Annotated in this window: 1 protein-coding gene (cut by a window edge); it reads left to right on the top strand. The window is 65.2% G+C overall.

Annotated elements, in window-relative coordinates; genetic code table 11:
- Positions 1 to 255: 255 nt before the first annotated feature.
- A protein-coding gene (locus ACU680_RS25770; protein ID WP_448180893.1) for an amino acid adenylation domain-containing protein crosses the window boundary here: on the top strand, positions 256 to 12,810 show its 5' portion. Its footprint extends 459 nt past the window's final position; only the first 12,555 of its 13,014 coding nucleotides appear in the window; it begins with the start codon at positions 256 to 258; its stop codon lies beyond the right edge, outside the window.

Genomic DNA, 12,810 nt, shown 5'->3' with positions numbered 1-12,810 from the left:
GGGAGCTTGCTCCCGCTGGGGCGCAAAGCGTCCCCCGGTTCCTGATGCACAACATCGGGGCCTGCTACGCAGTCCAGCGGGAGCAAGCTCCCTCGCCACAGGTATTCGGTTGCTCACCCGCAGGGAGGCTGGCTTGTCCCCGCTTCCCATGTCAGCCCCGCAAGCCCCGATGTTTTAGCTTTTCCAGGCTGCGCACAGCAGGCACGGACTCGCCGCTGCGCGCTCCTTTTTCTCGTATTTACAGCAGGTTATCCCATGCATTTCAGCGAACTGATGGCTGTTCTTTCCACCCATGCGATCCGCCTTCAACAGGAAGATGAAGACCTGGTCATTCTGGGCAGCGACGACGCGCTGGACGATGCGTTGTGGGACAGCCTCAGCGAACACAAGGCGCAACTGCTGGAACTGGTCGCGCAAAACGGTGGCGACTGGCTGAGCCCGGCGTTTCGCATCACCCCGGACATGCTGCCGCTGGTGACGCTGGATCAGCCGACCATCGATCGCCTGGTGGCCAATGTGCCCGGCGGCGCCGCCAACCTGCAGGATATTTACCCGCTGGCGCCGTTGCAGGACGGCATGCTCTATCTGCACCTGTCGGCGCCCGCCGGCGATCCTTATGTGTCACAAGCCCGATTCGCCTTCGACAGCCGCGAACGTCTGGAGGCCTTCGCCGAGGCGCTGCAATGGATGATCGAACGCCACGACATTCTGCGCACTTCGTTCGTCTGGGAACGCCTGGATGAACCGCTGCAGGTGGTGCAGCGGCATGCGACATTGCACTGCGAAGAAATCCTGCTCGAACCGGGCGCGGATGTCCTGACGCAACTGCTGGAGCGCCACGATCCACGGTTCTTCCGCCTCGACATCCAGCAGGCGCCGCTGCTGCGTCTGGTCTACGCCATGGACCCGGCCAATGGGCGCGTGGTTGCGCTGTTGCTGTTCCATCACCTGATCATGGACCACGTGGCACTCGATGTGGTGCGCCGCGAAACCCGCGCGCATCTGCTTGGCCAGACTGCGCAGGTCGGGCCGCCGGTGCCGTACCGCGATCACCTGGCCAAGGCCCGCCTGCGTCTGGACGAGCAGGTTCACGAAGGGTTTTTCCGCGAAATGCTCGCCGACATCGACGAGCCGACCTTGCCCTGTGGTCTGCAGGATGTGCAAGGCGACGGCCAGGGCATCGAAGAAGCCGTGCTGATGCTCGACACTGACTTCAGCCGACAACTGCGCGGCCAGGCGCGCCAGCTCGGGGTCAGTGTCGCGAGCCTGATGCACCTGGCGCTGGCGCGGGTGCTCGGCCAGTTGTCGGGCCGCACCGCCGTGGTGTTCGGCACCGTGCTGCTGGGGCGGATGGAGGCGGGTGAGGGCGGCGAACAGGCGCTGGGGATGTTCATCAACACCTTGCCGCTGCGCGTGGATGTCGGGCAGGACGGCGTGCGTGCCGGGGTGCTGGCCACCCATCGACGCCTGACCGCGTTGCTCGGCCATGAGCAGACCTCGCTGGCCCTGGCCCAGCGTTGCAGTGCGGTGGCGGTGCCGACGCCGTTGTTCAGCGCGATCCTCAACTATCGCCACAGCAGCAGTGAAGAGATCGCCGAGGTCAGCGAACTGGCCCCCGGCGTGCAAGTGCTGGGCGCCCGCGAGCGCACCAACTACCCGCTGACGATCAACATCGACGACCTCGGCGAAGACTTGCGCATCACCGCGCTGGCGGATGCGGCGCTGGGTGCCGAACGCATCGCCGCTTACCTGCACACCGCGTTGCACAGCCTGCTGCAGGCCTTGCAATCGACCCCGGATGCACCGCTGCAACGCCTGAATATCCTGCCGGCGGCCGAGCGCGAATACCTGCTGCACGGGGTCAACTCGCCGTTGCCACAGTTCCCGGAAACCCCGCTGATTCACCAGCAGTTCGAGGCCCACGCGGCGGCGCGGCCCGAGGCCACCGCGCTGCTGTTCGAGGCGCAGTCGCTGAGCTACGGCGAGCTTAACCGCCGCGCCAATCAGCTTGCGCATCACCTGCTGGCACAGGGGATTTGCCCGGATCAGCGCGTGGCGATCTGCGTCGAGCGCGGCCCGCAAATGCTCATCGGTCTGCTCGGTATCCTCAAGGCCGGCGCCGGTTACGTGCCGATTGACCCGGCGTATCCACTGGAGCGTATCGCCTATACCCTGCAGGACAGCGCCCCGGTGGCGGTGCTGACCCAGGCCGATACGCTGGAGCGGGTCGGCGCACTCAACGTGCCGATCATCGATCTGGACAGCCTGCAGTTGCAGGCTGAACTCAGCAGCAATCCGCAGATTCCCGAGCTGACTCCAAGTCATCTCGCCTACGTGATCTACACCTCCGGCTCCACGGGCCTGCCCAAGGGCGTGATGGTCGAGCATCGCAACGTGGTGCGGCTGTTTTCGGCAACCCACGACTGGTTCAACTTCAACCCGCAGGACGTGTGGGCGTTGTTCCATTCCTTCGCCTTCGACTTCTCGGTGTGGGAAATCTGGGGAGCGCTGGCGTATGGCGGCCAGTTGTTGCTGGTGCCGCAGGCTGTCAGCCGCTCGCCGGATGATTGCTACGCCTTGCTGTGCCGCAGCGGTGTGACCGTGCTCAATCAGACCCCGAGCGCCTTCCGCCAGTTGATCGCCGCGCAGGGCCGCAGCCCGTTGCAACACTCGCTGCGCGAGGTGATTTTCGGCGGCGAGGCCCTGGAGCCGGGCCTGCTCAAACCGTGGTACGCGCGGGTCGGCAATGCCGGTACGCGGCTGGTGAACATGTATGGCATCACCGAAACCACGGTGCACGTCACCTACCGCCCACTGGAAGCAGCCGATGCGCTGTTGGTGGGGCGCAGCCCGATTGGCGTGGGCATTCCCGACCTGCAACTGTACGTGCTCGACGCGCAGCGCGAACCGGTGCCGGCCGGCGTGATCGGCGAGTTGTACGTCGGTGGTGCCGGGGTTGCCCGCGGCTACCTCAACCGCGAGGCGCTGACCGCCGAACGCTTTATTGCCGACCCGTTCAGCGGCCGTGCCGAGGCGCGTCTGTACAAGACCGGAGACCTGGCGCGCTGGTCAGCGGATGGCAGCCTCGAATACCTGGGCCGCAACGACGACCAAGTGAAGATCCGGGGTTTCCGCATCGAACTCGGTGAAATCGAAGCTCGCCTCGCCGCCTGCGACGGTGTGCGCGAAGCGCTGGTGATCGCCCGTGAAGACAGCCCCGGTGATCAGCGTCTGGTCGCTTACTGGCTGGCCGCCGAAGGCGCTGAGCCAAGCGCTGCGCAATTGCGCGACGAGTTGCTGCTGTCGCTGGCCGATTACATGGTGCCGAGCGCGTTTGTGCGCCTCGACGCGTTGCCGCTGACCACCAACGGCAAGCTTGATCGCAAAGCCTTGCCACAACCGGACAGCGATGCGTTCGCCCGGCGTGGTTTCGAAGCCCCAGTGGGGGGAGTGGAAACCCTGATCGCCGGGATCTGGCAGACCTTGCTCGGGGTTGAACAGGTCGGGCGCCACGACAACTTCTTCGAACTCGGCGGCCATTCGCTGCTGGCGGTGAAACTGATCGAACGCATGCGTCAGCACGACTTGCAGTGCGACGTGCGCGTGCTGTTCGGCCAGCCGAGCGTGGCGGCACTGGCCGCGACCCTGGGCAACAGCCACGACGTGCGGGTGCCGGACAATCTGATTCCTGCCGGTTGCACGCAGATCACCCCGGACCTGCTGCCACTGGCCTCGCTGGATCAGGCCGCTATCGACCGCGTGGTCGCCACTGTGCCTGGCGGCGTTGCCAATGTGCAGGACATCTATGGCCTGGCACCGTTGCAGGCAGGGATCCTCTATCACCATCTGGCGACCAGCGCCGGTGACCCGTACGTGTTGCAGGCGCAATTCGCCTTCGCCGGTCTGGCGCAGATCAAGGCTTTTGTCCGCGCCCTCAACGCGGTGATCGAACGCCACGACATTCTGCGCACCAGCGTGGTCTGGGAAGGGCTTGAGGAGCCAGTGCAAGTGGTCTGGCGTGAAGCGCCGCTGGCACTGGAGCGGATCGACGCCGACCTGCTGGAAGGCGATGTGCTGGAGCAGATGCAGGCACGTTTCGATCCGCGTCACTACCGCCTCGACCTGCGCCGCGCACCGCTGATGCGTCTGGCCTACACCGAAGACCGTGCACAGCAGCGCTGGGTCGGCATCCTGTTGCTGCACCACATCGTGCTCGACCACACCGCACTGGAAGTGCTGCTGGCGGAAATGAACGATAGCCTGTACCCGAACGGCGTCGATCTGCCGGCGCCGGTGCAGTACCGTAACTACGTGGCGCAGGCGCAACAGCAGGCCAATGCCGAAGCGCATGAAGCGTTCTTTCGCGACATGCTTGGCGGCATTGACGAGCCGACCGTGGCCTTCGGCGTGCAGGACGTACACGGCGATGGCAGCAGCATCGTCGACAGCGAGCAGACGCTGGACGCCGGCGTGGCCGAACGCTTGCGCGAGCAGGCGCGCCGCCTCGGTATCAGCGCGGCCAGCCTGGTGCACCAGGCCTGGGGTCAGGTGCTGGCGCAGGTTTCGGGGCGTGAAGAGGTGGTGTTCGGCACCGTGCTGCTCGGGCGCATGCAGGGCGGCGAGGGTGCCGATCGCGCACTCGGCATGTTCATCAACACCTTGCCGCTGCGGGTCAGCGTCGGCGCGACCACGGTGCAGCAAGGCGTGCGCGCTACTCATGAACGTCTGGCGCAACTGCTGGCGCATGAGCAGGCTTCGCTGTCGCTGGCCCAGCGTTGCAGCGGTGTGGCTGCATCGCTGCCGCTGTTCAGCAGCTTGCTCAACTACCGTCACAGCGCGGCGGAGCCGGCAGGCGTGACCTGGGACGGGATCGAGATTCTCAGCTCGCGCGAGCGCAGCAACTATCCGCTGGTGGTCAGCGTCGACGACCTCGGCACAGGTTTCCGCCTGAGCGTGCAGGCAGTGCCGCAAGTGGATGGTGTGCGGGTCTGCGATTACTTGCAGACCGCGCTGCACAATTTGCTGACCGCTCTGGAGCACTCGCCAGCAACGCCGCTGCAGCAGATCTCGGTGCTGTCGCCGAGCGAACGCCAGCGGGTTCTGGTCGGGTTTAACATCACCGGTCGCCAATACCCGCCGGCGCAAACCGTGCAGCGTTTGTTCGAGGCCCGGGCGGCCGCGCATCCCGAAGCCTTGGCGGCGGTGCAAGGTGCGCAGCAGGTGAGCTATGGCGAACTCAATCAGCGGGCCAATCGCCTGGCGCATCACCTGATCGGCCTTGGCGTGCAGCCCGATGACCGGGTCGCCCTGTGTGCCCGGCGCAGCCCGGACATGCTGGTCGCGCTGCTGGCGATCCTCAAGGCCGGCGCCGGTTATGTGCCGGTCGATCCGGCGTATCCGCCGGAACGCGTCGCCTACCTGTTGCAGGACTGCGCTCCGGTGGCGGTCGTGGCGCAGGCATCGACTCGCGATCTGCTCGGTGGCGTGCCGGTCGTCGATCTGGACAACGACCTCTGGCAGCACCTGTCGGATACCAATCCGCAGGTGCCGGCATTGACGCCGAACCATCTGGCTTACGTGATCTACACCTCCGGCTCCACCGGCCAACCGAAAGGCGTGATGGTCGAGCATGCGACCCTGGAAAACCTCGTGCACTGGCACGCTGAAGTTTTTGATTTGCAGGCCGGCAGCCAGACCGCGAGTGTCGCCGGCTTCGGTTTCGACGCCATGGCCTGGGAAGTCTGGCCGGCGCTGTGCGTTGGCGCGACCTTGCACCTGCCGCCGCAGTCGATCCGCAACGAGCACCTCGACGAGTTGCTCGACTGGTGGTGTGCGCAGCCGTTGCAGGTCAGCTTCCTGCCGACGCCGGTGGCCGAATACGCGTTCAGCCGGCAGTTGCAGCACCCGACCTTGCGTACGCTGCTGATCGGCGGTGACCGCCTGCGTCAGTTCAGTCGCGCGCAAACCTTCGACGTGATCAACAACTATGGCCCGACCGAAGCCACGGTGGTCGCCACCTCGGGCCGGGTCGAGCTGGATCAGCCGCTGCATATCGGCCGGCCGATTGCCAACGCCAGAATCTATGTGCTGGACGCCGAGCAGCGTCCGGTGCCGGTGGGCGTGGCGGGCGAGTTGTATGTCGGCGGGGCGGGCGTGGCGCGCGGCTATCTGAATCGCCCCGAGCTGAGCGCTGGGCAGTTCCTCCTCGATCCGTTCAGCGATGAGCCGCAGGCGCGCATGTACCGCACCGGCGATCAGGCGCGTTGGCTGGCCGACGGCAATATCGAGTACCTGGGGCGCAATGATGATCAGGTCAAGTTGCGTGGTGTGCGTATCGAACTCGGTGAAATCGAAGCCGCGCTCGGCAGCCACGCTGCGCTGCAAGAGGCGGTGGTGCTGGTTCGCGATGGGCGGCTGATTGCCTGGTTCACCGAGCGCACGGCGGTGGATATTCAACAGTTGCACACGCATTTGCAGGCACGTTTGCCGGATGCGCTGCTGCCAGCGGCTTACGTGCGGCTGGACGCATTGCCGCTGACTGCCAACGGCAAGATCGACCGCAAGGCCTTGCCGGAACCGGAGCACGGCGCATGGCTCAGCCGCGAATATCAGGCGCCAGAAGGGGCGGTGGAAACCGCGCTGGCGCAGATCTGGCTCGACGTGCTGAAAGTCGAGCGCGTCGGGCGTCAGGATAATTTCTTCGAACTGGGCGGGCATTCGCTGCTGGCGGTGAGCCTGATCGAACGCATGCGTCAGATCGGCCTAAGCGCCGATGTGCGCGTGCTGTTCAGTCAGCCAACCCTCGCTGCGCTGGCCGGCGCCGTGGGCAGCGGACGCGAAATCGATGTGCCGGCCAACCGCATCCCGCCGGGCTGCACGCACATCACCCCGGACCTGCTCAGCCTGACTGAACTCGATCAGGCCAGCATCGAGCGCATCGTCGCCACGGTGCCGGGTGGAGCGGCGAACGTGCAGGATATCTATCCGCTGGCGCCGTTGCAGGAAGGCATTCTTTATCACCACCTGAGCGCCGAACAGGGCGATCCGTACCTGCTGCAATCGCGGCTGGCGTTCGACAGTCTTGAGCGTTTGCAGGGTTTTGCCGACAACCTGCAAAAGGTCATCGCGCGTCACGATATTCTGCGCACCAGCGTGGTCTGGGAAGGCTTGGCGAGCCCGCAGCAAGTGGTCTGGCGCGAGGCGCCGCTGGTGGTGCAAGCGGTGGCGCTGGACCCGGCGCAGGGTGATGTGCTCGAACAGTTGCACGCGCGTTTCGACGCCCGGTACAACCGCCTCGACCTGAGCCAGGCACCGCTGATGCGCATCGTCTACGCCGAAGACCCGGCGCAGCAACGGGTGGTGGCGATCATCCTGTTCCAGCATTTGATCCTCGACCACACCGCCATGGAGGTGGTGGGCCAGGAAATGCGCGCGTTCATGTTCAATCAGGCCGAGAGCCTCGGCACGCCGACGCCGTACCGCAACTACGTGGCGCAGGCGCGTCTTGGCGCCAGTGAGCAGGAACACGAAACGTTTTTCCGCGACATGCTCGGCGATATCGACGAGCCAACCCTGCCATTCGGCCTGCATGACGTGCAAGGCGATGGCGGCGCCATCGAGGAGGCGCAGCAAGCCGTGGATGCCGGGTTGACCCTGCGCCTGCGTGAACAGGCGCGGCAGCTGGGTGTCAGCCCGGCGAGCCTGATGCACCTGGCCTGGGCGCAAGTGCTGGGCGTGCTTGCCAACCGCCGCGACGTGGTATTCGGCACGGTGCTGCTGGGGCGCATGCAGGGCGGTGAGGGGGCCGACCGCACCCTCGGCGTGTTCATCAATACCTTGCCGTTGCGGGTGGATGTCAGCGAAGGCGTGCGCGCTGCGGTCAAGACTACCCACGCACGGCTGACCGCGCTGCTGGCCCATGAACACGCGCCACTGGCGCTGGCCCAGCGTTGCAGCGCGGTGTCCGGGGCGCCGCTGTTCAGCGCCTTGCTCAACTACCGTCACAGTGCCGCCGAGGCGCAGCCGCGTGACGGTCAGGGCATCTGGGAAGGCGTGCAATTGCTCGGTGGCGAAGAGCGCAGCAACTATCCGCTGACCCTCAGCGTCGACGATCTGGGCGAAGACTTTTCCCTGTCCGTGCTGGCGTTGGCGCAGATCGGCGCGCAACGGATCTGCGGCTACATGCACACCGCGCTGGAGCATCTGGTGCATGCGCTGGAACAGGCGCCGCAGCGTCCGCTCAACCGTTTGCCGATTCTTTCGGTGGAGGAATACGAGCGCTTGCTGGTCGGTTTCAACCCGACGGCGGCGGCATACCCGCGCGGTGCAACGATTCAGGCGCTGGTGCAAGTGCAGGCCGCGCAGCACCCGCAGGCACTGGCGGTGGTGCAGGGCACGCAGCAACTGACCTACGCGCAACTCAATCAGCAGGCCAATCGCCTGGCCCATCACTTGCTCGGCCTCGGCGTGCAACCGGACGACCGGATTGCCGTGTGCCTGCAACGCAGCCCGCAAATGCTGGTGGCGCTGCTGGCGATTCTCAAGGCCGGCGCCGGTTACGTGCCGATTGATCCGGCGTATCCGGCGGAGCGCATTGCCTACCTGTTGCAGGACAGCGATCCGGTGGCAGTGCTGGCGCAGGGTTCGACTCGCGAGTTGCTGGGCCGGGTGCCGGTGATTGATCTGGACAACGTCCTCTGGCAACACCTGCCTGAGACCAATCCGCAACTGCCGACGCTGACCCCGGCGCATCTGGCCTACGTGATCTACACCTCGGGTTCGACCGGCCAGCCGAAAGGCGTGATGGTCGAACACGCGACCCTGGAAAACCTTGTGCACTGGCACTGCGAGGCGTTCGACCTGCGCGCCGGCAGCCACACCGCCAGCGTCGCCGGTTGCGGTTTCGACGCGATGGCCTGGGAGGTCTGGCCGGCGCTGTGTGTCGGCGCGACCCTGCACCTGCCGCCGCCGTCGATCAGCAACGAACACCTCGATGAACTGCTCGACTGGTGGCGCGCGCAGCCGTTGCAAGTGAGCTTCCTGCCAACGCCGATTGCCGAATATGCCTTCAGTCGTGAGCTGGGTCACCCGACCTTGCGCACGCTGTTGATCGGTGGCGACAAGTTGCGGCAGTTCTCGCGCGCTCAGACCTTTGATGTCATCAACAACTACGGCCCGACCGAGGCCACGGTGGTTGCGACCTCCGGGCAAATCCATGCCGGGCAATTGCTGCACATTGGCCGGCCGATAAGCAACGCCCGGGTCTACCTGCTCGATGAGCAGCAGCGTCCGGTGCCGGTTGGCGTGGCGGGTGAACTGTACGTCGGTGGCGCGGGTGTGGCCCGTGGTTATCTGAACCGTTCGGAGCTGACCGCCAAACGCTTCCTCGAAGACCCGTTCAGTGACGAACCGCAGGCGCGTATGTACCGCACCGGCGACCTCGCGCGCTGGCTGACCGACGGCAATATCGAGTATCTGGGACGTAACGACGATCAGGTCAAACTGCGCGGCGTGCGGGTGGAACTGGGGGAAATCGAAGCCGCGCTGTCCAGCCATGCGGCGGTGCAGGACGCGGTGGTGCTGGTGCGCGAGGCGCGGTTGATCGCCTGGTTTACTGCCCGCACAGCAGTCGATATCGAGGAGCTGCGCGCGCATCTGCAAGCGCGTCTGCCGCAGGCACTGCTGCCGGCAGCCTACGTCCGGCTTGAGGCGCTGCCGCTGACCGCCAACGGCAAACTCGACCGCAAGGCCTTGCCCGAACCGGATCAGCACGCCTGGCTCAGTCGCGAATACGCAGCGCCGCAAGGGCCGGTGGAAACCGCGCTGGCGCAGGTCTGGGCCGAGGTGCTGCAAGTCGAACAGGTCGGGCGGCACGACAACTTCTTTGAACTGGGCGGGCATTCGCTGCTGGCGGTGACCCTGATCGAGCGCATGCGTCAGCTCGGCCTGAGCACCGACGTGCGCGTGCTGTTCAGTCAGCCAACCCTCGCTGCGCTGGCCGCCGCCGTCGGCAGCGGTCGCGAAGTCGCGGTGCCGGATAACCTGATTCCACTCGGTTGCACGCACATCACTCCAGACATGCTGACCCTGCTGCAACTGGATCAGCAGAGCATCGAGCGCATCGTTGCCACGGTGCCGGGTGGTGCCGCCAACGTGCAGGATATTTATCCGCTGGCGCCGTTGCAGGAAGGCATTTTGTATCACCACTTGAGCGCCGCACAGGGTGATCCGTACCTGCTGCAATCGCGCCTGGCGTTCGACAGCCTCGAACGCTTGCAGGCCTTTGCCGCCGCGCTGCGTCAGGTCATGAGTCGTCACGACATTCTGCGCACCGGAGTGGTCTGGGAGGGGTTGGCGACGCCGGTGCAAGTGGTCTGGCGCGACGCTGAGCTGCCGGTGCAGGAAGTGGCCCTCGACTCGGCGGCCGGTGATGTTCTGGCGCAGTTGTACGAGCGTTTCGACGCGCGGCATTACCGCATCGATATCAGTCAGGCACCGTTGATTCGCCTGGTCTATGCACAAGACCCGGCCAACCATCGGGTGGTCGCCATGCTGCTGTTCCATCACATCGCCATGGACCACACGGCGCTGGCCGTGGTGCAGGAGGAAATGCAAGCGATCCTCTTTGGTCACGACGAAGCACTGCTGCCGGCCGTGCCGTATCGCAATTACGTGGCGCAGACCCGGCTGGGTGTCAGCGAGCAGGAACACGAAGCGTTCTTCCGCGCGATGCTCGGTGACATCGACGAGCCGACGCTGCCGTTCGGTCTGCTGGAGGTGCGCGGCGACGGGCAGGATATCGAAGAAGTCCGGGAGAACCTGCCCGAAGCCCTGGCGCGGCGCTTGCGCGGCCAGGCGCGGCAGATGGGCGTGAGTGTCGCCAGTCTGTTCCATCTGGCCTATGCCCGAGTGCTGGCAGCGACCTCGGGGCACGAGCGCGTGGTGTTCGGCACCGTGCTGCTGGGGCGGATGCAGGGCGGCACCGGCGCCGATCGTGGCTTGGGGATGTTCATCAATACGTTGCCGCTGCGGGTGGATCTGGGTGATACCTCGGTGCGTGCCGGCGTGCGCGCCACCCATGCACAACTGACCGCGTTGCTCGGCCATGAGCATGCATCACTGGCGCTGGCCCAGCGTTGCAGCGGGGTGGCGGCGCCGTCGCCGCTGTTCAGCGCCATGCTCAACTACCGGCACAGCGTCAGCGCAGAACAGTTGCAAGCCAATCGCCTGACCTGGCAGGGCATCGAGAACCTCTCCAGCGAAGAGCGCACCAACTACCCGCTGAGTCTCAATGTCGATGACCTGGGCGAAGGTTTTATCCTCACAGTCATGACGCCTTCGTGCATTGGTGCGGCGCGGGTGTGTGGCTACATGCAGCAGGTGTTGGCGGAACTGGTCGAGGCGCTGGAGCAGGCACCGCAGCAGATCTTGAACCGCCTGCCGGTGATTCCGGATACCGAGCGTCAGCAGTTGCTGTCTGGTCTCAATGCCACGGCAGTCGATTATAACCTTGAGCAGACCATTCACGGTCTGTTCGAGGCGCAGGTGCAGCGTTCGCCGCAGGCGCCAGCGGTGGTCGCCGGTGAGCAGCCACTGAGCTACGCTGAACTCAACGCCCGGGCCAATCAACTGGCGCGGCACCTGCGCGAATTGGGCGTAGGGCCGGACTCACGGGTGGCGATCTGCGTCGAGCGCGGTCTGGACATGGTGGTCGGGCTGCTGGCGATCCTCAAGGCTGGCGGCGGTTATGTGCCGCTGGACCCGGCGTATCCGCTGGAGCGTCTGGCTTACATGCTGGAAGACAGCGCGCCGCTGGCGGTGCTGGTGCAGGGTTCGACGCGTTCGTTGCTCGGTGACGTTGGCGTGCCGGTGATCGACCTGGATCAGCCGCACTGGCAAGCGCTGGCGACGGAAAACCTTTCGCTCGCTGAATTGACCCCGCAGCACACCGCGTACGTGATCTACACCTCCGGTTCCACCGGCCAACCGAAAGGCGTAATCAACGAACACGGCGGGGTGGTCAACCGCCTGCTGTGGATGCAGGACGCCTATCAACTAACCGCCAGCGACACGGTGTTGCAGAAAACGCCGTTCAGCTTCGACGTCTCGGTCTGGGAGTTCTTCTGGCCGCTGATGACTGGCGCCCGATTGGTCATGGCCCGACCTGAAGGGCACAAGGATCCGCAGTACCTCAGTGAAGTGATCGAGCGGGAACAGATCACCACGCTGCACTTCGTACCGTCGATGCTCGACGTCTTTCTCGCCCACGCCGACACCGCACGTTGCAGCAGTCTGCGGCAAGTCATGTGCAGCGGCGAAGCGTTGCCGGGCAGCGTGGTGCGGCGCTTCAAACAGCAACTGGCAAGCAGCGAACTGCATAACCTCTACGGCCCGACCGAAGCCGCAGTGGACGTGACCGCGTGGAACTGCGCCGGGCCGCTGGAAAGCACTCCGGACAACACGCCGATCGGCAAACCGATCGCCAACACCCGCATGTACATCCTCGATGCCCAGCAGCAACCAGTGCCACACGGCGTGGTCGGCGAGTTGTACATCGGCGGCGTACAAGTGGCGCGCGGTTATCTGAATCGTCCGGAGCTGAATGCGGAGCGCTTCCTCAACGATCCGTTCCAGAACAACGGGCGGATGTACCGCACCGGCGACGTCGCCCGCTATCTGCCGGACGGCAACATCGAATACCTGGGCCGTAACGACGATCAGGTGAAGATCCGTGGCTTGCGCATCGAACTCGGTGAAATCCAGGCACGCCTGACCCAGATCGATGGCATTCAGGAAGCCGCCGTACTGGCC

Source organism: Pseudomonas sp. LF020 (assembly GCF_053456425.1).
The sequence above is the reverse complement of the archived record's forward strand: the minus strand, read 5'-3'. Positions and strand labels throughout refer to the sequence as shown.